Source organism: Loktanella salsilacus (assembly GCF_900114485.1).
Lineage (GTDB): Bacteria > Pseudomonadota > Alphaproteobacteria > Rhodobacterales > Rhodobacteraceae > Loktanella > Loktanella salsilacus.
The window spans coordinates 1-21539 of sequence record NZ_FOTF01000007.1; the positions used below are offsets into that span (position 1 = coordinate 1).

At 62.9% G+C, this 21539-nt stretch carries 21 protein-coding genes and 1 tRNA gene; 10 read left to right on the forward strand and 12 right to left on the reverse strand.

Going from position 1 to position 21539, the window contains the following annotated elements:
• Positions 1–117: 117 nt before the first annotated feature.
• Complete coding sequence (locus BM131_RS07435; RefSeq protein ID WP_090187795.1) at positions 118–1527, forward strand: DUF2339 domain-containing protein; 1410 nt, start codon at positions 118–120, stop codon at positions 1525–1527.
• A gap of 149 nt (positions 1528–1676) precedes the next feature.
• Here the strand turns inward: BM131_RS07435 and BM131_RS07440 are convergent.
• Positions 1677–1753, reverse strand: a tRNA-Arg gene (locus BM131_RS07440).
• A 168-nt stretch (positions 1754–1921) separates the two neighbouring features.
• Here BM131_RS07440 and BM131_RS07445 point away from each other — a divergent pair.
• The 4 genes from BM131_RS07445 to BM131_RS07460 all read left to right on the forward strand — a co-directional run bounded on the left by BM131_RS07445 (position 1922) and on the right by BM131_RS07460 (position 7401).
• Positions 1922–2767 carry a putative selenate ABC transporter substrate-binding protein gene (locus tag BM131_RS07445; RefSeq protein ID WP_090187797.1) on the forward strand — a complete coding sequence of 282 codons (846 nt, stop codon included), beginning with the start codon at positions 1922–1924 and terminating at the stop codon, positions 2765–2767.
• Positions 2767–3426 (forward strand): ATP-binding cassette domain-containing protein, encoded by a 660-nt coding sequence (locus BM131_RS07450; protein WP_090187800.1) that lies wholly within the window; start codon positions 2767–2769, stop codon positions 3424–3426. The genes BM131_RS07445 and BM131_RS07450 overlap by 1 nt, the downstream gene beginning before the upstream one ends.
• A complete protein-coding gene (locus tag BM131_RS07455; RefSeq protein ID WP_245754172.1) occupies positions 3423–4898 on the forward strand; it encodes a PhnE/PtxC family ABC transporter permease in 1476 nt (491 codons plus the stop codon). Before BM131_RS07450 ends, BM131_RS07455 begins: the two co-directional genes overlap by 4 nt.
• Before the next feature lie 64 nt (positions 4899–4962).
• Positions 4963–7401, forward strand: coding sequence for a heavy metal translocating P-type ATPase (locus BM131_RS07460; protein WP_090187802.1), 2439 nt, complete (start codon positions 4963–4965; stop codon positions 7399–7401).
• A gap of 3 nt (positions 7402–7404) precedes the next feature.
• Here BM131_RS07460 and rpe read toward each other — a convergent pair whose 3' ends face one another.
• A complete protein-coding gene (rpe, locus tag BM131_RS07465; protein ID WP_090187805.1) occupies positions 7405–8085 on the reverse strand; it encodes a ribulose-phosphate 3-epimerase in 681 nt (226 codons plus the stop codon).
• 124 nt (positions 8086–8209) lie between these two features.
• On the opposite strand from rpe, the gene BM131_RS07470 reads away from it, so the two are divergent.
• The gene (locus BM131_RS07470) at positions 8210–8605 is read left to right on the forward strand and encodes a (R)-mandelonitrile lyase (RefSeq protein WP_090188287.1); all 396 of its coding nucleotides are present in this window, start codon (positions 8210–8212) and stop codon (positions 8603–8605) included.
• Positions 8606–8749: 144 nt separating this feature from the next.
• Here BM131_RS07470 and BM131_RS07475 read toward each other — a convergent pair whose 3' ends face one another.
• The 6 genes from BM131_RS07475 to BM131_RS07500 form a co-directional block, all read right to left on the reverse strand.
• Positions 8750–9832, reverse strand: coding sequence for a zinc-binding dehydrogenase (locus BM131_RS07475; protein ID WP_090187808.1), 1083 nt, complete (start codon positions 9830–9832; stop codon positions 8750–8752).
• A 73-nt stretch (positions 9833–9905) separates the two neighbouring features.
• A complete protein-coding gene (locus tag BM131_RS07480; RefSeq protein WP_090187810.1) occupies positions 9906–11102 on the reverse strand; it encodes a TCR/Tet family MFS transporter in 1197 nt (398 codons plus the stop codon).
• A gap of 4 nt (positions 11103–11106) precedes the next feature.
• Entirely contained in the window at positions 11107–11919 is an 813-nt protein-coding gene (gene pcaD / locus BM131_RS07485; protein WP_090187813.1) for a 3-oxoadipate enol-lactonase, read from the reverse strand.
• Between the two features lie 61 nt (positions 11920–11980).
• The gene (locus tag BM131_RS07490) at positions 11981–12952 is read right to left on the reverse strand and encodes a threonine ammonia-lyase (RefSeq protein ID WP_090187815.1); all 972 of its coding nucleotides are present in this window, start codon (positions 12950–12952) and stop codon (positions 11981–11983) included.
• Positions 12949–13764: an alpha/beta fold hydrolase gene (locus tag BM131_RS07495; RefSeq protein ID WP_090187817.1), complete on the reverse strand. Its 816-nt coding sequence runs from the start codon at positions 13762–13764 to the stop codon at positions 12949–12951. The genes BM131_RS07490 and BM131_RS07495 overlap by 4 nt, the downstream gene beginning before the upstream one ends.
• Positions 13764–14441 (reverse strand): haloacid dehalogenase type II, encoded by a 678-nt coding sequence (locus BM131_RS07500; RefSeq protein WP_090187819.1) that lies wholly within the window; start codon positions 14439–14441, stop codon positions 13764–13766. The genes BM131_RS07495 and BM131_RS07500 overlap by 1 nt, the downstream gene beginning before the upstream one ends.
• Positions 14442–14559: 118 nt before the next feature.
• On the opposite strand from BM131_RS07500, the gene BM131_RS07505 reads away from it, so the two are divergent.
• Positions 14560–14994 carry an FKBP-type peptidyl-prolyl cis-trans isomerase gene (locus BM131_RS07505; protein ID WP_090187822.1) on the forward strand — a complete coding sequence of 145 codons (435 nt, stop codon included), beginning with the start codon at positions 14560–14562 and terminating at the stop codon, positions 14992–14994.
• 236 nt (positions 14995–15230) lie between these two features.
• Here BM131_RS07505 and BM131_RS07510 read toward each other — a convergent pair whose 3' ends face one another.
• The 3 genes from BM131_RS07510 to fabA form a co-directional block, all read right to left on the reverse strand.
• The gene (locus BM131_RS07510; protein WP_090187825.1) at positions 15231–16016 is read right to left on the reverse strand and encodes an enoyl-ACP reductase FabI; all 786 of its coding nucleotides are present in this window, start codon (positions 16014–16016) and stop codon (positions 15231–15233) included.
• A 5-nt stretch (positions 16017–16021) separates the two neighbouring features.
• Entirely contained in the window at positions 16022–17251 is a 1230-nt protein-coding gene (locus tag BM131_RS07515; protein WP_090187828.1) for a beta-ketoacyl synthase N-terminal-like domain-containing protein, read from the reverse strand.
• Positions 17252–17424: 173 nt separating this feature from the next.
• Complete coding sequence (gene fabA, locus BM131_RS07520; RefSeq protein WP_090187831.1) at positions 17425–17934, reverse strand: bifunctional 3-hydroxydecanoyl-ACP dehydratase/trans-2-decenoyl-ACP isomerase; 510 nt, start codon at positions 17932–17934, stop codon at positions 17425–17427.
• 156 nt (positions 17935–18090) lie between these two features.
• Between fabA and irrA the strand changes: the two genes are divergently transcribed.
• Positions 18091–18525, forward strand: coding sequence for an iron response transcriptional regulator IrrA (irrA, locus tag BM131_RS07525; RefSeq protein WP_090187834.1), 435 nt, complete (start codon positions 18091–18093; stop codon positions 18523–18525).
• A 54-nt stretch (positions 18526–18579) separates the two neighbouring features.
• Positions 18580–19083, forward strand: coding sequence for an REP-associated tyrosine transposase (locus tag BM131_RS07530; RefSeq protein ID WP_411723890.1), 504 nt, complete (start codon positions 18580–18582; stop codon positions 19081–19083).
• 39 nt (positions 19084–19122) lie between these two features.
• Here BM131_RS07530 and BM131_RS07535 read toward each other — a convergent pair whose 3' ends face one another.
• Entirely contained in the window at positions 19123–19986 is an 864-nt protein-coding gene (locus tag BM131_RS07535; protein ID WP_090187839.1) for a hypothetical protein, read from the reverse strand.
• Between the two features lie 111 nt (positions 19987–20097).
• On the opposite strand from BM131_RS07535, the gene miaB reads away from it, so the two are divergent.
• Positions 20098–21408 carry a tRNA (N6-isopentenyl adenosine(37)-C2)-methylthiotransferase MiaB gene (gene miaB / locus BM131_RS07540; protein WP_090187842.1) on the forward strand — a complete coding sequence of 437 codons (1311 nt, stop codon included), beginning with the start codon at positions 20098–20100 and terminating at the stop codon, positions 21406–21408.
• Positions 21409–21539: the final 131 nt, after the last annotated feature.

Genomic DNA, 21539 nt, shown 5'->3' on the forward strand with positions numbered 1-21539 from the left:
GAGGCTTGGATCCTCATCGCACACATCAGACGCGTCACACGGCATCTCGCAAGGGATTGAGAAGGTGCAGTTAGTTTTGAATCAGACTCTCAGACGCCGGGCAACGAGCTTATCCTGATGCCAACGCTTATGGTTGCGATCGGTCTACTCGTCTCGATTGCCGCAGCTTGGCGGTCCCTGCGCGGCGGTCCGGCCTACCAATTCGCCGCCGCCTTCGCAGCGCTCTTTGCTCCGGTTCTGGCAGTCATCATCGAGGTCCAGTGGCAGCCGGCGCATTCCATAGGAGCATATCCTTGGGCCCTGCACGCTATGGTTATCGGCGCGGCTATGGTGCTGATTGCTTATCGGTTTGCACGGCAGGACGGCCCTGAAGACAGAAGTCGGGTTTCCCTTGCTGTTCTTTCCGCATTGGCCTGTATCGCGTTTGGTATGGTGGTGATCCTGACATCTGCCGCACTAACGATCGCCTTGGCGGTTACGGTCGTCGCTGCAGCTTGGCTTGATCGGCAGTATAGCCTGCCGCTGATGGGCACCTATATCCTCGCCGGCGTTGCAACCATCGGCTACCGGCTCGTCGCCGATCCCGGACTAGGTTGGGCATTGGATGCGCCCATCATGGAAGTGCTGCCGACCTATCTTATCGCATTCACCGCTTTTGCCGTGTCGTGGGTTTTCATGACATTCATCAACCGTCCGCGGTCAGAGGTCATTTTGGAAAGCGCGTCCATCTCATCGTTTGGGCTGCTGCTATCCGTGGCACTGTATCGCTTTTTGCTGCATTGGACCGGCTTACCCAGCGCCGGTGAAAGCCACTGGGCGGCAGGTATTGATACAGCGATCTGGATTGTGCTTGGCTTGGCTCAATTGCGCCGCTTGCAGCTTGGCGGGCCGCTGCGGTCGGTGAGGATCGGCATGGCGGTGATCTTTTTCACTATCGCCTTCATCCGGTTCGCCGTCGCGCTGGTATTCTCAAACCCTATATCTGTTTACATAGATGATCAGGTCATTGGACCGGTCCTGTTGAACACATTGATGCCCGCTTACTTGCTTCCCGCCCTGGCTTTTCTGCTGGGTGCGATATGGCTTAGGGATCTGCAAAGCGTCCTCAGGAAGGCTCTGATGATACTCGCGGGCGCCGTGGCGACCTTCTGGCTGACAATGACGATTAGGCACGGCTGGCGCGGGGCGGAGGATATGGCTTCTGTCAGCGCAAGTCAGGGCGAGCTTTACACCTATACCGTGGCAATCATGATTGTCGGGGCGGCCGCATTCTATCAGTCCCTTGCCCGAAGGAGCGTAAAGCTACGCAGAGCTGGCTTGATCATCATCGGACTTGCTGTCGCCAAGGTCTTCTTCATCGACATCGGTGAACTGGATGGACTGACACGTGTGTTCGCGCTGCTTTTCCTAGGCCTGACATTAGCCGCGCTCGCATGGCTGAACCGCTGGGCAAACGGCCACGATCCGCAGTTGAAGCATCAGCCCGATGATAAGGAGCCTGCTGATACCTCTGACCGGAGCCCCTAAAACGCCTCCGATCTTGTGTAGAGTCCGTCCAACAAGGGGACGGACAATTGAAGGCACGATTTTACGGACGAACAGATCAACGCGGTGATCAAGGAACAGGACGCTTTAGCGAAGTCCGCCGATCTATGCCGACAGCAACTTATCAAAACTGGCGATCCCGGAAGGAATCGAACCCTCAACCTGCCGATTAGAAGTCGGCTGCTCTATCCAGTTGAGCTACGGGACCGCACAGGCGTGTTTTGCGGGGTTGGCGGGCACTTGGCAAGCGGGTTGCGCGTTAAAGCGCGGCAAAACCGGAATTTCCCGGCCAGATCGCAGCATTCTTAGGGCAGGCCCCGTGACACTTGATCGCGGGACACGGTATGAGGGCGCAACAATTATGAAAGGTGCCCCCATGCGTCATATCTTGCTTGGTCTGCTTGTCCTGTCCGCGCAGCCGCTTGCGGCGCAGACGCTATACTTTTCGGCGATTCCTGACGATGACGAATCCCGTCTGGTCGAACGCTTTGGCGCGGTGGCGGGTTATCTGTCGGACGCGCTGGACGTTGACGTGCAGTATGTGCCGGTCAAAAGCTACGCCGCGGCCGTCACCGCCTTTGCGAATGATCAAATCCAGCTCGGCTGGTTCGGCGGGTTGTCCGGCGTGCAGGCGCGTATTGCAGTGCCGGAATCCCACGCGATTGCGCAAGGCGCAGAGGACGAGGCCTTCGTCACCTATTTCATCGCCAATAAGGACACCGGCCTGACGCTGGACCCCGCGTTCCCCGATCTGGCAGGACGCAGCTTTACCTTCGGCGCTGAAACCTCGACCTCTGGCCGGTTGATGCCGGAATTTTACATCCGTGCAGAGTCGGGCCAAGCGCCAGAAGAGCTCTTCTCCAACGTCGGATTCTCTGGCGATCACGGGCAGACGCTGCGTCTGGTGGCATCGGGCGCTTACGAGATCGGCGCGCTGAACTATTCCGTCTATGACACTGCGGTCGCTGATATGACGCCAGAGGCTGCGGCGACCACGATCATCTGGGAAACGCCGCCTTATCCCGACTATAACTGGACGATCCGCGGCGATGTCGATGCCACCTTTGGCGCGGGCTTTGCGGACAAGGTGCAGGCTGCTTTGATCGGTATGGACGATCCAGTGCTGCTCGAATCCTTTCCGCGCAGCGCCTTTATCGCAGCCGATGATGCGCTGTATCAGCCCATCGTTGATACGGCGCGTGCGCTGGATCTGATCGACTGATGCCACAGCCGCTGGTCACGCTGACGGGCGAAAGCCTTGGGTGGGGTGGCCAGCTGGCTCTGCACGATGTGTCCTTGCAGATTGCGCCGGGCGAGCGGATTGCCATTCTGGGGCGCAGCGGCGCGGGCAAAAGCACGCTGCTGACTGCGCTGCACGACCGGGCGCAGGTGCGGCTGGCGCTGGTGCCGCAGGACCACGGGCTGATCGGGGCGCTGTCGGTATTTCACAACGTCTGGATGGGCGTGCTGGATGATCACGGCACCGCCCGCAACCTGCGCACGCTGATTTGGCCGAATGCTGATGAACGCGGACGGGTTGCGCAGGTCCTTGGCGTTGTCGGCCTTGATGATCTGGGGCGACGGCCCGTGTCGCAACTGTCCGGCGGGCAGCGACAGCGGGTCGCGCTGGCCCGCGCCTTGCTGCGCGGCGGGGCGCTGGTGCTGGGGGACGAACCTGTGACGGCGCTGGACCCCGAACAAGGCGCGGCCTTGCTCGATCATCTGCTGGGGGCCTTTCCGACCAGCGTGCTGGTGCTGCATGACGTGGACCAAGCCTTGCGGGTCGCGACGCGGATTATCGGTCTGCGGCAGGGCCGGGTTGCCGTGGATGCGCCTGCTTCTGATCTAAGCGCAGACGATCTGCTACAGCTTTACCGATGATCTTGCAGCGGCGTCATGTGCTGGCGGGCTTTGCCGCGCTCACCCTTATGGCCCTTTGGTTCGCCGACCTTGGCGCGATGCGTCCTGACCCTTGGATGACGCTTCGCGCGATTGGGCAGGGTATCCTGCATCCTGATTTTTCCGATATCGCGGGTCTGCTGCGGGCGACCGGGCTGACGGTTGCCTTTGCCTTTTGCGGCGTTGGTCTGGGGGCTGTGCTGGGCCTGCTGCTGGCCCCATTTTATGGCCGCGCCGCCGTGCGCCTGACCTGCATCGCGGTGCGATCCGTGCACGAGCTGTTCTGGGCCCTTCTGCTGCTGGGCCTGACGGGGCTGTCGCCCCTGACCGGCGTGCTGGCCATCGGGCTGCCCTATGCGGGCATCTTCGCCAAAGTCTTCTCTGAATATCTAGAGGACGCCGCCGCCAGCGCGCCTCTGAGCCGCCGCTTGCCGCGCCTGACGGCGCTACTGTGGGTCCGGTTGCCGCAGGCGTTGCCGCAGATGCGGACCTATACGCTGTATCGCCTGGAATGCGGTCTGCGCTCGTCCGCTGTGCTGGGGTTTATCGGGTTGCCGACCTTGGGCTTTCAGTTGGAAACCGCGTTCAAGCAGGCGCAGTACGGCCAAGCCGCCGCGGTGCTGGCGCTGTTCCTCGCGCTGATCTTGCCGCTGCGCTTTTGGGTGATCTGGCGGCTGGTGCCGCTGATGCTCGCGGCCTCTGCCACGGCGCTGATCTGGTTGCCGACGCCGCCGATGGGGCAGGGCGCGCTGATGCGTTTCTTAACAGGCATTGTGCCAAGCCCGCTGCGCACTGGGGCCGATTGGGGCGGCTGGCTTGATAAGGTGCTTCTGCAACAAGCGCTGCCCGGTAGCATCGACACGCTGATCTTGTCGCAAATCGCGCTGGCGGCGGCGGCGCTGATCGCGGCTGTGGCCTTTCCGGCGATCGTGCCCAGCGTCGTGGGCCGGGCGGGTGCCGTGATCGGCCATGGCGTGCTGGTCGTGCTACGATCAATTCCGGATTACATGCTGGCCTTTGTGCTGCTGCAAGTGCTGGGCCCGTCGATGCTGCCCGCCATTCTGGCGCTTGGCCTGCACAACGGCGCGATCATTGCCCACCTGCTGGGCCGTCAAGCGGCGAGCCTGCCGCAGCGCACCGGCGCGCCGCGCGGCGTGACGCTGTGGGCGTGGGATCTGTTCCCCCGCCTGTCCCCCGCCTTTTGGGCGCTGTGTCTGTATAGGTGGGAGATTATTTTGCGCGACAGTGCCATCATGGGCCTGCTTGGGATCGGCACGCTGGGCTTTTATATTCAAAGCAACGTGCAGACCCTGCGCATGGACCGGGTCGTTGCGCTACTCGTCGTGTCGGCCTTGCTGACGCTGCTGATCGACACCCTTTCACGCCGCCTGCGCCGCGCCATGCGCGACGGCCCGCCCCTGCGGATCGAGGCGTCCCGCTGCCTCGCGACATAGGCGTCCCTTGACGTCCGCGCCTTGCGGGCTTTCATAGAGTGTATTCCAAACCAGAGCCTGCATCATGGCCACCACCACCACCGATCTGACATTTGATGTCACCGGCATGTCCTGCGCCGCCTGCGCTGGCCGGGCAGAGCGTGCCTTGGCCGCCGTGCCCGGCGCACAGGACGCGCGCGTTAACTTTGCGACGGGACAGGCGCGGCTGTCGCTGGACGGGGCATCGCTGACGGACGTCACGCAGGCACTGACGCGCGCGGGCTATCCCGCCGCCACCACCGTGATGCAGATCGAAGTGGACGGCATGACCTGCGCGTCCTGCGCTGGCGCGGTCGAACGCACCTTGGCCAAGGCCCCCGGCGTGTTGGACGCGCAGGTCAATCTGGCCACCCGCCGCGCCACCGTGACGGCGCTGGTTGGGGCGGTCACTGCGCAGGACTTGGCGCAGCGTGTCACCGACAATACCAGCTATACCGCCAGCGCCGAACCTTCCGCCCCGCAAGAGGATCGCACAGCGGCAGAGCAACACGCCTTGGGCCGCGACACGGCGATTGCCGCCGCACTGACCCTGCCGGTTTTCATCATGGAAATGGGCGGCCACGTGATCCCCGGCATGGCCGCGGCCATCGACGGCAGCATTGGGCGCACCGCGTCGTGGCTCATCCAGTTCGTGCTGGTGACCCTTGTGCTGATCGGTCCGGGCCGCCGGTTCTTTGTCCACGGCATCCCGTCCTTGCTGCGCGGCGCGCCAGAGATGAACGCCCTTGTCGCCCTTGGCGCAGCCGCCGCGTGGACCTATTCCACCGTCGCCCTCTTCGCGCCCGGCCTGCTGCCCGCAGGCACGCAGGCCGTTTATTTCGAGGCAGCCGCCGTCATCGTCACCCTGATCCTGCTGGGCCGCTGGCTAGAGGCGCGGGCGCGGGGCCGGGCAGGCGCTGCGATCCGGTCGCTGGCCGGGCTGCGGCCGCAGTCGGCGCAGGTGGAACGTGACGGGGTCGCGACCGAAATCGCCACGGATGCGATCGTCGTCGGCGACATTGTGATCGTCCGGCCCGGAGAGCGTTTGCCCGTCGACGGCACCGTCTTGACCGGCTCCGGCTGGGTCGATGAAAGCATGATCACCGGAGAGCCCGCGCCCGTGGAAAAGAAGCCCGGTCGCAGCGTGACAGGCGGTACCGTGAACGGCGAATCCGCCTTGCGGGTGCGGGCGCAGGCTGTGGGCGCGCAGACGGTTTTGGCCGGGATCGTGCGGCTGGTGCAGGACGCGCAGGGTGCAAAGCTGCCCATTCAGGCACTGGCCGACCGCGTCGTGCGCTGGTTCGTACCGGCTGTTCTGGTGGTCGCAGCCTTGACCGTGGCGGCTTGGCTGGTGTTTGGCCCCACGCCCGCATTGACCTATGCGCTGGTCGCTGGTGTGTCGGTCCTGATCATTGCCTGCCCCTGCGCCATGGGGCTGGCCACGCCGGTCAGCGTCATGGTCGGCACGGGCCGGGCTGCGGATCTGGGCGTGCTCTTTCGCCGGGGCGATGCCTTGCAGCGCCTGTCGGATGCGACCGTGATTGCCTTTGATAAGACCGGAACGCTGACCCTTGGCGCGTCGGATTTGACCGCCTTGACTGTGGCCCCCGGACAGGACGAAGGCCGCGTGCTTGCGCAGATCGCAGCGGTAGAGGGCGCGTCAGAGCATCCCTTGGCCCGCGCCATCGTGAAGGCCGCAAAGGCGCGGGGGCTTACCGTTCCCGCCGCGACGCAGGTCACGGCCCTGACTGGCATGGGCGTGCGCGGCGTGGTGGACGGCGCGGTTGTGTTCGTCGGCGCGCCGCGTCTGATGGTGCAAGAGGGGATCGATATCAGCGCTTTGCGTCAGGCAGCAGATCAGATCGCGGCCTCGGCGCAGACGCCCGTTTTCGCCGTGATCGACGGTATGGCGGTTGCAGTGCTAGGCCTGTCCGATCCGGTCAAACCGAACGCCGCCAAAACCATCGCCGCCCTAAAAGCGCGGGGCTTGCGCACGGCCTTGATCACAGGCGACGCGCAAAGCGTGGCGGATGCGGTCGGGGCCAGCCTTGGGATTGATACCGTCGTGGCAGAGGTACGGCCCGAGGGCAAAGTCGCAGCGTTGGACGATCTGCGCCGCGCAGGGGACACGCTGGTCTTTGTGGGCGATGGCATCAACGACGCGCCCGCCTTGGCCGCCGCTGACGTTGGCATCGCAGTGGGCACGGGCACGGATGTGGCGATTGAAACGGCGGACGTGGTGCTGATGTCGGGCGATTTGGCTGGCGTGGGGACCGCGCTGAACTTGTCGCGCGCAACCCTGCGGAATATCCGGCAGAACCTGTTCTGGGCCTTTGCCTATAACGTCGCGCTGATCCCGGTTGCGGCAGGCGCGCTGTATCCGTTCACAGGCATGATGCTGTCGCCAATGCTGGCCGCCGGCGCGATGGCGGCGTCCAGCGTGCTTGTGGTGTCCAACGCGCTGCGCCTGCGCCGCGCTGGCTAAACCTTAGCCAGCGACTGATTTACGGATCGCGGCCATGTTGGCACCGTAAACATCTGCCTTATCGACCGATCCACCCCGGAACACGGCAGAGCCCGCGACCAGCACATCGGCCCCGGCCTCCACGACCAGTGGCGCCGTGACAGGGTCAACGCCGCCGTCGACCTGAATGTGGATGTCACGATCGCCAATCAGCTCTCGGACGCGGCGGATTTTGGCGGTCATGTCGATAAACTTTTGCCCGCCAAAGCCGGGGTTCACGGTCATCACCAGCACCATGTCGGCGACGTCCATCAGGTCAGCGACGGCATCCGCCGGGGTGCCGGGGTTCAGGGCGACGCCAGCTTTCATGCCCGCGGCGCGGATCGCCTGCAGGGTGCGGTGGATATGAGGTCCAGCCTCGATATGGGCGGTCAGGATGTCGGCCCCGGCGTCGGCATAGGCGTCGATATAGGCATCCACCGGAGAGATCATCAGGTGCACGTCCATCACGGTTTTCACGTGCGGGCGGAAGGCTTTGACGGCGGGGGGGCCAAAGGTCAGGTTTGGCACAAAGTGGCCGTCCATCACGTCGATGTGGACCCAGTCAGCACCCTGCGCCTCGATCGCGCGGATTTCGCGGCCGAAGTCGGCAAAGTCTGCGGACAGGATCGAGGGGGCAATCTTGAGGCTGCGATCAAAGGTCATGGCGGCTTTCCTGTGGTCAAAAGGGCAGGGGCAAAGGGTGCGGCGCACCATCGTCCAAACACGGCGGCTTTACAACGGGGCGCGGCACGGCGGATGGTGGGGGATCACGCAAGGGAAAATTGCTATGAAGATTACTGCCGCCGCCGATCTGATCGTAAAGCCCGCCAGTGCGGACTGGTTTACCGGGGACGTGACAATGTCGCCGCTATTCCACGACGAGGCCCCGTCGCACGCAGCCGGGGCCCGGGTGACGTTCCAGCCGGGCGCGCGCACAAATTGGCACACTCATCCGCTGGGGCAGATCCTGATCGTGACGGAGGGCGAAGGACGCGTGCAACGCGAGGGCGGTCCAGTGCAGGTCATTCGCGCCGGCGATGTAGTGCGGTTTGACCCCGGCGAGCGGCACTGGCACGGGGCTGCACCGGGCCTTGCCATGACGCATATCGCCATTCATGAGGCCGTTGATGGCAGTGCGGTGACCTGGGCGGAGCCTGTTGCAGAGGCAGATTACCTTAGCTGACGGGAAAGCTTCGCCGGAGGCAGGATGCCTCCGGCGGGAGTTTAACGCGCCCGATGAAGGCGGCGTCGCGGCCTGTCGGGCGAGGCAAGGCGATACAGTCAGGTGCCCCGCTTCAAGTATTTAAGAAAAAGCGAGGACAGGGCGCTAGTCGAAAACGATGACATTGCGTTTGGCCGCGCCAGATTTGGTGTCGGCGATGGCGTCGTTGATCTGGTCCAGCGTCCAAGTGCGACTGACAAGTTCGTCCAATTTCAGGCGGTCTTGTTGGTAAAGATCGACCAGCCACGGAATGTCGCGGGCGATGACGACGTCGCCCATTTTTGATCCGATCATCGCCTGGCCAGAGGCGGCGATCATCACCGGCTGGTAGCTGCTGGTGGCGCCAGAGTGTGGCATGCCGACCATGATGATCTTACCGCCCGGCGCAAGGTACTGCGCGGCGGTGTCATAGGCGGGAATGGCACCGACGGTGACGACGACGACGTCAGCGCCTTTGCCCATCGCTTTTTTCGCGGTGCGCCACGGTTTGGTGTCCGTGGCAAGGACGCCGTCGGTCGCGCCGAAATCGCGGGCGATGGCAAGTTTGTCGTCCGTCATGTCGACAGCAATGATACGGCGGGCCCCGGCAATGCGAGCCCCTTGGATGGCGTTCAACCCGACGCCGCCTGCGCCGATGACCACGACGTCTTGGCCGGCACGCAGGCCTGCGGCGTTAACCACAGCACCGACGCCAGTGATGACACCGCAGGCCAACAGGGATGCGGCGACAAGGTCCATATCAGCGGGCAGTTTTACGATCTGGCTTTGGTCCACGACGACTTTTTCGGCAAATGCGCCGCTGTTCATAGCTTGCTCTACCGGCGCGCCATCAAGGGTGGTCAGCGGGCCATCGTGGGCGGCGGGCGCGCTGCACAGCACCGGCATGCCGCCGCCGCAGGTGGCGCAGGTACCGCAAGCGCGGATTAAGGTGACGACGACGGGATCGCCTATAGCCAGGCCGCGGGTGCCTTCGCCGATGGCGGTGACGTGGCCAGCGGCCTCGTGGCCATAAACGGCGGGCAGCTTTCCGCCCCAAGCCCCTTCGGCAAAGTGGATGTCGGAATGGCAGATTGCGCAGGCTTTCAGGGTGACTTCGACCTCTCCCATCAGGGGGGCGCGCAGGTTCAAGGTTTCGATCTGCAGAGGATCGCCATGGGCATGACTGACGGCGGCTTTGATCTGGGGCATGGGGGCCTCTTGCTGGGGTTGGCCGTCAGTCTGGGCCGGGGGGCCTTAGGCTGCAAGGGCGAATGCGGCTGCGCTAGAAAGCGGTGCGCGCGCGCATGAAAACAGCGACTGCAAGGACAACTAGGCCAGCCGCCAGCAGGAACGGCGCGCCGGGTAGGTAGATGGGCGCGGATGCCGCCGTGAAGAGCCAGAAGGTCTGCGTCATCAGCAAGGGGCCGATGATCGTGGCGATCGCGTTGACGCCGGTCAGCACGCCTTGCAATTCGCCTTGCTGGTTGTCGGCGGCACGGCGCGACATGATGCCTTGCAGCGCAGGCCCCGCGACAGAGCCGAGGGCGGTGAGCGGGGTGAGCGCCAGCGCGAGCCAGCCGCTGGTGACAAAGCCGAGGAAGATGAAAACGCCCACGTCGACGGCCAGGCCTGCGATGACGGTGTTGCGTTCACCCAGCACGCGCAGGATTGGCTTCATCAGCAAGCCTTGGACGATGGCGATGCCGATGCCGAAAAACCCAAGCGACAGGCCAATCATGCCCGGCCCCCAGCCAAAGCGGGCTTGGCCGTAGTAGGCCCAGATCGCCGGGTAGACGAAGAACGCCATGGTATAGATGAAACTGACGGCCAATAGCGGCGCAAGGCCGGGCAGGGCCGCGATGTGGCGCAGCGCGCCAAGCGGATTTGCGCGGGCAAGGGTAAAGGGGCGGCGGATGCGGTCGGTCACGGTTTCGGGCAAGATTAACCAGCCAAAGCCAAGGTTGAGCGCCGCCAGCAGAGCCGCCGCATAGAACGGCGCGCGCACGCCCCAGACTGCGAGTGCGCCGCCCAGCATCGGGCCGATCACAAAGCCGACGCCGAAGGCCGCGCCGATCAGGCCAAAGTTGGCAGCCTTTTCATGCGGTTTCGAAATGTCGGCCATATAGGCGCTGGCGGTCGATTGCGTCGCTGCCGTGATGCCGCCGATGATGCGGCCCAAGATCAGCAGCCAAATCGTATGCGCGAGGGCCATCAGCAGATAGTCCAGCGCCATGACGCCAAGCGCCAGCAGCAGCACGGGGCGGCGCCCATATGCGTCGGACAGCGCGCCGATCATCGGGCCGAACAGGAACTGCATTGCGGCAAAGATCGTTGCCAGCAAACCACCCCAAAGCGCGGCACTGGCAAGGCCGGGGCCTTCGACGCTTTGGATCAGGTCGGGCATAACCGGCAGGATCAGCCCGATCCCCATCGCATCGATGACAACCGTGATCAGAATAAAAAGGACCGGCAGCGGCATGGCGTTAGGTGACGTGCGGCACGGTGCCGGTGCGGGTCAGAAAGTCCGTCAGGATCTGCGCGTATTCTTCTGGCTTTTCGCCGCAGGGCAGGTGGCCCGCGCGGCGGATCAAGGCAAAGCTGCTGCCGGGGATCAGGTTGGTCGTTTCCCTGACCAAATCAGGGGGCGTGGCCTTATCCTCGCTGCCCGCAATGCCCAGCGTCGGCAAGCGCAGGCCGCTGGTCGGGGTAAAGAAATCGGTGCCGGAAATGGCGGCACAGACGCCCAGATACCCCTCTAGCGGGGTGTCGATCAGCATCTGCTGCCATGGCTGCACTGCTGGGGTGGCGCAGAAGTCGGGTCCGAACCAGCGCTGCATGATGCCGCCCGCCATCGCCTCTAGCCCTTGTGCGCGGACTGTGGCGATCCGGTCCGCCCAGATGGCGGGGGTGCCGATTTTGGCGGCCGTGTTCGACAGCACCATGGCGCGCACGATGTCCATGCGTTTGACCGCCAGTCCCTGTGCGATCATGCCGCCGACGGACAGGCCGACAAAGACGCAATCACGCACGTCCAGCGCGTCGCACACGGCCTCTGCGTCACCAATCAGTTGGCCCATAGTATAGGGGCCGTCCGGCACGCTGCTTTGGCCATGGCCGCGCTTGTCCCAGCGGATATAGCGGATGCCCTTTGGCAGCAGGTCCATCACCGGGTCCCACAGGTGCAGGGTGGTGCCAAGCGAATTGGCAAAGACCACGGTGGGCGCGGCAGGATCGTCCACGCCATCAACGCGGGTGTGAAGGGCGATATCGCCGCGGGTGACGGTGGTTTCTCTCATGCGAAAGCCTTTGTGTGGAAGTGGGGCCGACAGACCCGGTATTGATTGATGCGTCAAGCGGTCAGGTGTCCATGGCGATCGCGCGGGTAAAGGTGTCCGGGTCGACATTGCCGCCCGTGGCGATGGCGATGACCGCGTCTCCCTGCAAGCTGTCCCCGTGGAACAGGGCCGCTGCCAGTGCAGCCGCGCCGCCCGGTTCAATTACGATCCGCAGGCGGGCAAAGGCCAGCGCCATCGCGCGCAGGCAGTCGTCGTCGCTGACCACAAGGCCGGGACCACACAGGCGCTGCATGATCGGAAAGGTCAGATCGCCCGGCTGCGGCGTGACAATGGCGTCGCAGATCGACCCTTCGGCAGCGGCATTGCGCTGGATCTGCCCCGTGGCCAGACTGCGGGCGGTGTCGTCAAAACCCTCCGGCTCGCAGGGGCGCGCGCGCAGGCCGGGGGCAGATGCTTCCAGTGCGAGGGCCACGCCAGCGGTCAACCCGCCGCCGCCGCAACAGATCAGAACGTCGGCGTTTGTGATGCCCCTCGCGGCGGCTTGGGCGGCGATTTCTAGGCCCGTGGTACCTTGGCCCGCCATGACCTGCGCATCGTCAAAGGGCTTGATCAGCGTCAGGCCGCGTTCGGTGGAGAGGCGCAAACCAATGGCATCGCGGTCTTCGGTGGCGCGGTCATACAGAACGACTTCTGCGCCCAAGGCGCGGGTGTTTGCGATTTTGATCGCTGGCGCATTGGCGGGCATGATGATGACGCAGGGGCTGCCATGGGCGGCCGCGGCGCGGGCGACGCCCTGCGCATGGTTGCCGGACGAATAGGCAATGACACCCGCTTTGCGCTGGGCTTCGGTCAGGGCCGATACTGCCGACCATCCGCCCCGCGCCTTAAAACTGCCGGTGTGCTGCAGGCATTCTGCTTTGACAAAAACGCGGCGGCCCGCGATCTCGTCCAGAAAGGGCGAGGATAGCAGCGGCGTGCGCCGGACATGCCCATCAAGGCGCGCTGCGGCGGCGGTGATCATATCGATATTCATGCCATGGACCTTATCCAAGATTGCAACGCTTTTAGGGCAGGACCCTCGTCCAAGAACGGCACATGACCGCGATCCGGCACTTCGGCAAAGATGCCGTCCGGGCGCCGGCGCTGCATTTCGGCCCATGTCGCGGGCGTCAGCAGATCGCTGTTCGCGCCGCGTATGGCGGCCAAGGGCAGGTTAGCTGTCGCATCAAACAGTGGCCACAGGTCCAGCATCGCGGTTTTGCCGTCGCCTAGCGATTGCGCCAGCGCCGGGTCATAGCGGATCACTAGGCCGCCGTCTGTTTGCTCATAATGCTGCTCAACCTCGGCCAGCCAGCGATCCATCGGTACGCCGCGAAACGTCGTCCAGACGCGGTCCCGAAAGGCGGCGGCGTCGGCATAGGTTTTCTGCGCCGGGTTCTTGCCGACATATCCGGCAATGACGGCCAGCCCTGCGGGATCAATCTCTGGCCCGATGTCGTTCAGGGCTACACCCAGCAATCGGTCGTGCGCGGTGGCGGCCAGTATCATCGCAATCAGCCCGCCGCGCGACGTGCCAAGCACGGCCGCCTTTGCCAGGCCCAGATGATCCATCAAGGCTAGCGCGTCTTTCGCCTCGACCGGGACGGTGTAGGTGGCTGGATCGGCCCAATCCGATTGGCCGCGCCCGCGATAGTCCAGCCGGATCAGCCGGGCGTCCAGATGCGGCGCGACGTGGTCAAAATCCGTGCCGTTGCGCGTCAGCCCTGCCAGCGCTAGTACGGGCAGGCCGCTGCCGCTGTCGGTGTAATGCAGACGGGTGCCGTCTGGTGCGATGAAATCTGGCATTAGACATACTCCGGCAAGGTGGACAGGTCCGGCAGCACATGCTGTGGCTGGGCATAAAGCCGGTCAATCGGCGCGCCAAGGCGGTTGACCCAAGCCGTGTGAAAGCCATAGCCAGCCCCCGCCGCTGCGTCCCAGCCGTTCGAGGATACGAACATCACCTGATCGCGGCGGCAGCCAAAGCGGTTGCCGACCATGTCATAGACGGACACATGCGGCTTAAAGACGCCCACATCCTCGACCGACAGCGCGTCATCAAGCAGGTCATTCAAGCCCGCCAGCGTGATCGCCGCGCGCAGCATATCAGGCGGCCCGTTCGACAGAATCGCCGTTGTCAGGCCGCGATCTTTCAAGGTGCGCAGCATGGCGGGGACCTCTGGATAGGCTTCGAGTTCCCAATAGAGCGCCAGCAGACGCTTGCGCAGGGCAGGATCGGCTAGGCCCGCCGCCTCCATCGCCCAATCCAGACCATCTTGGGTCAGCTGCCAGAAATTGCAGTGCCGATCGGCGACGGCGCGCAGCCAGCTATACTCCAGCTGCTTTTGCCGCCAGTCGCGGGCCAGCTGTTCCCAAACGGCGGCAAGTCGCTCTTGCCCCGGCTCTTGTGCGGCCCTGCGGGCGGCGGCGTTGACGTCAAACAATGTGCCATAGGCGTCGAAAATACATGTGGTGATTGTCATGGGAAGGCTCCTGTCGCTTGGCGAAGACTTGCACGACGCGGCGGCAGGGGCAAAGCGGTTTGCATCCCATAGCGCGATTCGTTAGCGTCCCCGGGATTTTGAACTGAAAGGACGCAAAATGACGACTGCAAAACAGGGCGACACCGTCCGCATCCACTATACCGGCACGCTGAACGACGGCACGGTTTTCGACAGCTCTACGGGTCGCGACCCGCTGGAATTCGAAGTTGGATCCGGCATGATCATCCCCGGTCTGGACGTGGCAATCCCCGGCATGACCGTTGGCGATACAAAGACTGTGAACATCGCGGCTGATCAGGCATACGGCCCGGTCAACGACCAAGCACGTCAGGCCGTGCCGCGCGCTGACATCCCCGCGGATATCCCGCTAGAGGTTGGCGTACAGCTGCAGATGCAGACCCCTGACGGCCAAGTTGTGCCCGTCACGGTCGCCGACGTGAACGAGACCGAAGTCACGCTGGACGCAAACCACCCGCTGGCTGGCAAAGACCTGAACTTCGACATCGAGATCGTCGAAATCAAGGCAGCCTAATCAGGCAATACGAACAAGGCCGCGGGGATCATCCCCGCGGCCGACCGGCGCACCCCAAGGTCACGCCTCTTACTTTACCCAAAAATTATGCACCTGACGTCGCGCACCCCCGAAGGTCTGCGCCGCTGAAGGACATCCATCCTTCTTCTGGTCAAAAATACCTCGGGGGGAGTCCCGCAGGGACGGGGGGCTGGCCCCCCGCCTTTTGCGATTTTTCGCCGAAAAATCGACCCGCTTTATAGGTGATCCGGCTGCGGCATGCCCAGAACGTGGAACCCGCCATCGACGCGGATAATTTCGCCGTTGGTGTAAGCGCCAACATCGGACGCCAGATACACTGCCGTACCGCCCACCGCTTCCAATGTCGCATTGGACCGGGCCGGGGTGTTCTGTTCGGTGTGCTTGAACGTGCGCCGCGCACCGGCGATGGCCGATCCGGCCAGCGTTTTCATTGGGCCGGGGCTGATCGCGTTTACGCGAATGCCTTGCGGGCCCAGATCGTTCGCCAAATAGCGCACTGCAGATTCCAGCGCGGCCTTAGCGACGCCCATGACGTTATAGAACGGGGTCACGCGGTTGCTGCCTTGATAGGTCAGCGTCAGGATCGTGCCGCCGTCCGGCATCATCTCTGACGCGCGTTTGGCGACGTCGATCAGCGAATAGCACGAAATGGTCAGCGAGTTTTGGAAGTTCGCCCGCGTCGTGTTGATGAAACGGCCTGCCAGTTCGTTTTTGTCGGAATAGGCGATGGCGTGCACGACAAAATCGATGCTGCCCCACTTGTCCTTCAAGGTCTGAAAGGCGGCGTCCATGCTCGCATCATCATTCACGTCGACGTCGATCATGATGTCCGATCCGACGCTTTCCGCCAGCGGGGCCAGACGCTTGCCAAAGGCTTCGCCCTGATAGGTAAACGCCAGTTCCGCGCCCGCCTCGGCCATGGCCTTGGCGATGCCCCAAGCGATCGACCGCTCGTTGGCCACGCCCATAATCAGGCCGCGTTTGCCCTTTAGCTCGATCATACTCACTACCCTTTGAAGCGCGACAGCAACATAGATCCGTTGGTGCCGCCAAACCCAAACGAATTCGTCATAATCGTATCCAAACCTGCGTTATCGACGCGGGTCATGGCAATCTCGGACGCATCGAGCGCTGGGTCCAGCGTTTCCACATTGATTGACGGTGCGATGAAATCGTCCTGCAGCATCAGCAGGCAATAGATCGCCTCTTGTGCGCCAGTTGCGCCTTGGCTGTGGCCCGTCATCGACTTGGTCGAGGAGATGGGCGGCGTGCTGCCTTGGCCAAAGACGCGGCGCACGGCCTCAACTTCGCCCACATCGCCGACGGGGGTGCTGGTGCCATGGGCGTTGATATAGCTGATCTTGCGGCCCTCGGGCAGCGTTTTCAGCGCCATCCGCATGGCCCGCTCGCCGCCTTCGCCAGACGGCGCGACCATGTCGGCCCCGTCAGAAGTGGCAGAGAAGCCGGTGACTTCGGCATAGATCTTGGCACCGCGTGCCTGCGCGCCTTCCAGCGTTTCCAGCACAACCATGCCGCCGCCGCCTGCAATCACGAAACCGTCACGGCCTGCGTCAAACGCCCGAGAGGCCTTGGTGGGGGTGTCGTTATATTTGCTGCTCATCGCGCCCATGGCGTCGAACAGGCAGGACAGAGTCCAGTCCAGTTCCTCGCCGCCGCCCGCGAACATGATGTCCTGCGTGCCAAGGGCGACCTGCTGCGCGGCCATGCCGATGCAATGCAGGGATGTCGAGCAGGCAGAGGTGATGGAAAAGTTCATGCCCTTGATCTTGAACGCCGTCGCAAGGTTTGCGCTGACTGTCGAAGACATCGTCTTGGGCACAGCGAACGGCCCGATCCGTTTGGTCGCGCCGGTGGCCAGCACGGATTGGTGCGCGGCAAACATGGCAGAGGTGGACGGCCCGCCCGATCCGGCGATCACGCCGGTCATCGGATTGACGATCTGTTCCTCTGTCAGGCCCGCATCCGCAATCGCTTGCGTCATGGAAATATGGGCATAGGCCGCACCTGGACCCATAAACCGTAGGGTCCGCTTGTCGACGTGGTCCGCCACGTTGATCTTAAGCGTGCCAGCGATCTGGCTGCGGAATCCGCGTTCTGCCATCTCGGGCGAGGCTTCGATACCGCTGGTCCCTGCTTTCAGGGCAGCGGTGACTTCTTGTGCATTATTACCGATGGGGGACACGATTCCCAAACCGGTGATGACGACGCGACGCATGGGCGCACTCCTTCATAGTTGGGGTATGTTTAGGCCACACTGGCCTGCTGCCGCAACCATATAGAGGTGCGGCGGCGCGCTACGGGGCAAATTGTAGGGTTTTTAGTAGCAAAGGGATCGACTTGCTCGCGCAAGCCGATCCGCAAGAAAGGGGGTGCCAAAGGCTGTCGCGATCAGCTTTCGCTGAGGGCGACCTTCATGTCCTTGACGATATAGATGACTTCGCCGTCAGCTTCGACGATGCCGTCAGCGACGCCCATCGTCAGGCGGCGGGTCTGGATCGCTTTGGTGAAATCGATCTTGTAGGTCAGGCGTTTGCGGTCAGGGCGGACCATGCCGGTCAGCTTCACTTCGCCAACACCAAGGGCGTAGCCGCGACCCTGCCAGCCGCGCCAGCCCAGATTGAAGCCTGTCAGCTGCCACAAGCCGTCAAGGCCAAGGCAGCCGGGCATAATGGGGTTGCCGGGGAAGTGGCAGTCAAAGAACCAAAGGTCCGGCGTGATATCAAATTCAGCGACCACGTGGCCCTTGCCATGCGCGCCACCATCGCCAGAGATGTCTGTGATCCGGTCCATCATCAGCATGGGCGGCGCAGGCAGTTGGGCATTGCCGGGGCCGAAAAGTTCGCCGCGTGCGCAGGCCAAAAGGGCGTCTTTGTCGAAGTGGGTGGGATACTCGGCCATGGCGATCCTTCGTGTCCGGTCTGGGCGCATCTTGCGCCGGCTGCAGGTTAGTATTTTGCGCGCCACGTCTAGCATTACGGCCTTTGCAAGGGCAAGCCTTGCGCAGATGCGGGAAAGACGTTGATCCGCAGGGCCTTGATCCCATATGAATGGGACATGAGTGAATTTGCCAACCTTTCGCCCGGCACGACCGACACCGCAAGCCAATGGCTGGCGGGCGTTGGATTGCGTCCGACCCGCCAACGTGTGACGCTGGCCGCCTTGCTGATGGGGGACGGGATGGACCGTCACGCCACCGCCGAGGGGTTGTTTGCGGCCGCCGCGATTTGTGACGAGCGGGTATCGCTTGCCACCGTGTACAACACGCTGCGTGCGTTCTGTGCGGCGGGGTTGCTGCGTGAAATCACTGTCGACGGTGCCAAAAGCTATTTCGACACCGATATGTGCGATCATCCGCATTTTTATTGGGAAGACACCGCCGAGCTGACCGATGCACCGCGCGAGGCGCTGGATATCCGCAGCCTGCCGCAAGCTCCGAACGGCGCCCAGATCGTGGCCGTCGATGTAGTCATCCGGCTGCGGCGCAGCTGAGATATTCGTCAAAGCGTTAACGGCGCGTTAACCTTTTGCGAGGCACGTTGGGACATGGTAAATTCAGGACGCCGGGTCCTACCTGGAGTCGGCACATATTTCTTTACTGTCCGCTTGGCTGATCCAGAATCGGATTTGTTGACGCGGCATATTGAATTGCTGCGGCTGTCGACCCGCATGTGCCAAATCCGGCACCCTTTTGATATTGGGGATGCGGTCGCGCTGCCGGACCGGCTGCATGTGATTTGGACCCTGCCGCCGGGGGATGACAATTATGCCGTCCGCTGGCAGTCCATCCGGTCCACCTTTGCGCGCCACGTGCCAGAGCAAGAGGTCCATGAGCGGAAAATGGCGATCTGGCAGCGGCGGGTCTGGGACCGGCCCATCTTGACGCAGGCTGATTTGGCGGAGTGCCGCGCCTTGATCAACGAGGCACCGGTGCGTGCGGGGTTGGTGCGTCATGCCGCCGATTGGCCCTATTCCACAGCAAGCCAAGCCTACCTGCGCGGAAATTCCGGCGGGTCACCGCTGTTGCATGTGATCGAGGGTGGTCGGTAGGTCGCGCAGTCCAAGGGTCGCAGCCATAAAGCTACGGCGTTAGAACCACTGACCCGGCTCCATCAGGCCTAAGTCCAGCAACTGCTGGGAGTGCCACTCAAACGGCGCAGAGTTGTGCCAGTGAAATGTCTTGATATGCGCAGAGGACCCGGGGTTGCGGCGCAGTGCCTTGGCCGTGCGAAAAGAGCATAGTGTCGCGGTCAGGCTGTTGTGCCACGGGCAGGCAAAGGTATTGAATTCCGGGTCGTTGAATGTGTGATCGTCCCGCAGTCGCAGACCGGACTGCGCCCTAAACAAGGATATGCGGTCGATGCGGCGGCGGGGGACGGGAATATGTTCTTCGAACCGCCAGCGCAGGCCGCCAAAGAAATCCAACTGCCGGTCCAGAAAGGCGTCGTCCTTATCCTTGCGGGCCAGCGCGTAGTAGCCGGATTTGTCCAGATGGGCGTCCTGCAGGCTGACGGCGGTCGGGTGGGCGTCCAGATCGCGGGCATAAAGGTCGACGACATAGGTCAGAAGGCTAAAGCGCCGTTCCTCTACGGAAAAGGCCAGCATTTCGCCGACAGCGCGCGTTTCGCAGAAGGGAAAGAATAGGTATTCTGTGTTGTAGCCGTAGTAAATCCACTGCCCCGGTGCCGCATCGATCACGCCATTCACGGCGTCGGTCAGGGTGTTTTCCGTGGCAGCATCGTGGTTCACCCGCGTGATTTGCGCAGCAAGGTCAGGGGCGACGTCGATATCCGCTTTGCCAATCGCGATGACCTGCCGGAACCCAGATTTAAGGTAGTGGCGCAGGGTGCTGTCGACCTCGACGCTGTCCTCTAGCAAGATAATCGCGATCGGCCCTTTGGCCAGCGCCGCGCGGCCGTTTTGCAAAAAGTCGGTCAGGCTGGAAAATGTCATGGATGCGCCGGGTCAGAAGGTCGCGCGCAACTTCGGCGGAATCGCCCTGCATTGCAAGCCCGCCGCCCAAGCGTTAGGGAAGAAGCCGTCCCTTTTTGTCAGGTCCCGCCCATGTCCGCGCCACGCAAGCTTTTCGTCAAGACCTATGGTTGCCAGATGAACGTCTACGACTCAGAGCGTATGACGGAAGCATTGGGCGGCGAGGGGTATGTCACGACGGACCGCGCTGAAGATGCGGATATGATCCTGCTGAACACCTGCCATATCCGTGAAAAGGCAGCGGAAAAGGTCTATTCCGAACTTGGCCGGATGCGGGCGCTAAAGGACGCGAACCCTGATCTGAAGATCGGTGTCGCAGGCTGTGTCGCGCAGGCCGAGGGCGAAGAGATCATGCGCCGCGCGCCGATGGTTGATCTGGTGGTTGGCCCGCAAAGCTATCACCGTCTGCCCGCGATGGACCGCGCCGTGCGCGGCGGGGCCAAGGCGCTGGACACCGATTTCCCTGATGACGACAAATTCGACACGCTTAAGGCGCGCACCAAGATGAAGCGCGCGCCAGCTGCGTTTCTGACCGTGCAAGAAGGCTGCGACAAGTTCTGCGCCTTCTGCGTTGTCCCTTATACCCGCGGGTCAGAGGTCAGCCGCCCGGCCGACCGCGTCATGCGCGAGGCGCGAGAGTTGGTCGACGCTGGCGTGGCAGAGATCACCCTGCTGGGGCAGAATGTGAACGCCTATCACGGTCATGACGCCGGCCTGGCCGGTCTGATCTGGGATTTGTCCGCCATTGATGGGCTAAAGCGGATCCGTTTTACCACAAGCCATCCCAACGACATGGATGACGCCTTGATCGAAGCGCATGGCACCTGCGACAAGCTGATGCCCTACTTGCATTTGCCCGTGCAGTCCGGCTCTGACCGCATCCTGAAGGCGATGAACCGCAAGCATACGGCGGAAAGTTATCTGAAACTGGTCGACCGCATCCGCGCAGCACGGCCTGATATCATGCTGTCCTCTGACTTTATCGTCGGCTTCCCCGGCGAGACGGAAGAGGATTTCGAGGCGACGCTAGAGCTGATCCGCAAGGTCGAATTTGGGCAGGCGTATTCGTTCAAATACTCCACCCGTCCCGGCACCCCGGCGGCCGAAAAGCCGCAGATGCCAGAGGACGTCATGGCAGAGCGTCTATCCCGCCTGCAGGCCTTGTTGACGCAGCAGCAGCGCAAGATTCAGGACGACATGGTGGGCCGCACCGTGGGCGTGCTGTTTGAAAAGCCGGGCCGGATTGACGGGCAGATGATTGGAAAATCTGATTACCTGCATGCGGTTTACGCGGACGCGCCCGCCGATGTGCTGGGGCAGGTGCGGCAGGTTAGAATCACCGTCGCGGGCACGAATTCTTTGGGCGGAGAGCTTGTGCGCTGAAAAGTGCCAATGCCCGAGAGCGTTAACGTTTTGTTAAGGAATGTCAGTTGTGGCAACCCACTGTTGCCGCCTGCGACACAATATGTTGTGAATTCCGCTTTCAATGTCCGCTGATCTTGCTAAAACTGCGT

Excerpts from the sequence above, each read along its gene's own strand:
- BM131_RS07435 (WP_090187795.1), top strand. The coding sequence starts at position 118 with ATGCCAACGCTTATGGTTGCGATCGGTCTACTCGTCTCGATTGCCGCA.
- BM131_RS07445 (WP_090187797.1), top strand. The coding sequence starts at position 1,922 with ATGCGTCATATCTTGCTTGGTCTGCTTGTCCTGTCCGCGCAGCCGCTT.
- BM131_RS07450 (WP_090187800.1), top strand. The coding sequence starts at position 2,767 with ATGCCACAGCCGCTGGTCACGCTGACGGGCGAAAGCCTTGGGTGGGGT.
- BM131_RS07455 (WP_245754172.1), top strand. The coding sequence starts at position 3,423 with ATGATCTTGCAGCGGCGTCATGTGCTGGCGGGCTTTGCCGCGCTCACC.
- BM131_RS07460 (WP_090187802.1), top strand. The coding sequence starts at position 4,963 with ATGGCCACCACCACCACCGATCTGACATTTGATGTCACCGGCATGTCC.
- rpe (WP_090187805.1), bottom strand. The coding sequence starts at position 8,085 with ATGACCTTTGATCGCAGCCTCAAGATTGCCCCCTCGATCCTGTCCGCA.
- BM131_RS07470 (WP_090188287.1), top strand. The coding sequence starts at position 8,210 with ATGAAGATTACTGCCGCCGCCGATCTGATCGTAAAGCCCGCCAGTGCG.
- BM131_RS07475 (WP_090187808.1), bottom strand. The coding sequence starts at position 9,832 with ATGCCCCAGATCAAAGCCGCCGTCAGTCATGCCCATGGCGATCCTCTG.
- BM131_RS07480 (WP_090187810.1), bottom strand. The coding sequence starts at position 11,102 with ATGCCGCTGCCGGTCCTTTTTATTCTGATCACGGTTGTCATCGATGCG.
- pcaD (WP_090187813.1), bottom strand. The coding sequence starts at position 11,919 with ATGAGAGAAACCACCGTCACCCGCGGCGATATCGCCCTTCACACCCGC.
- BM131_RS07490 (WP_090187815.1), bottom strand. The coding sequence starts at position 12,952 with ATGAATATCGATATGATCACCGCCGCCGCAGCGCGCCTTGATGGGCAT.
- BM131_RS07495 (WP_090187817.1), bottom strand. The coding sequence starts at position 13,764 with ATGCCAGATTTCATCGCACCAGACGGCACCCGTCTGCATTACACCGAC.
- BM131_RS07500 (WP_090187819.1), bottom strand. The coding sequence starts at position 14,441 with ATGACAATCACCACATGTATTTTCGACGCCTATGGCACATTGTTTGAC.
- BM131_RS07505 (WP_090187822.1), top strand. The coding sequence starts at position 14,560 with ATGACGACTGCAAAACAGGGCGACACCGTCCGCATCCACTATACCGGC.
- BM131_RS07510 (WP_090187825.1), bottom strand. The coding sequence starts at position 16,016 with ATGATCGAGCTAAAGGGCAAACGCGGCCTGATTATGGGCGTGGCCAAC.
- BM131_RS07515 (WP_090187828.1), bottom strand. The coding sequence starts at position 17,251 with ATGCGTCGCGTCGTCATCACCGGTTTGGGAATCGTGTCCCCCATCGGT.
- fabA (WP_090187831.1), bottom strand. The coding sequence starts at position 17,934 with ATGGCCGAGTATCCCACCCACTTCGACAAAGACGCCCTTTTGGCCTGC.
- irrA (WP_090187834.1), top strand. The coding sequence starts at position 18,091 with ATGAGTGAATTTGCCAACCTTTCGCCCGGCACGACCGACACCGCAAGC.
- BM131_RS07530 (WP_411723890.1), top strand. The coding sequence starts at position 18,580 with ATGGTAAATTCAGGACGCCGGGTCCTACCTGGAGTCGGCACATATTTC.
- BM131_RS07535 (WP_090187839.1), bottom strand. The coding sequence starts at position 19,986 with ATGACATTTTCCAGCCTGACCGACTTTTTGCAAAACGGCCGCGCGGCG.
- miaB (WP_090187842.1), top strand. The coding sequence starts at position 20,098 with ATGTCCGCGCCACGCAAGCTTTTCGTCAAGACCTATGGTTGCCAGATG.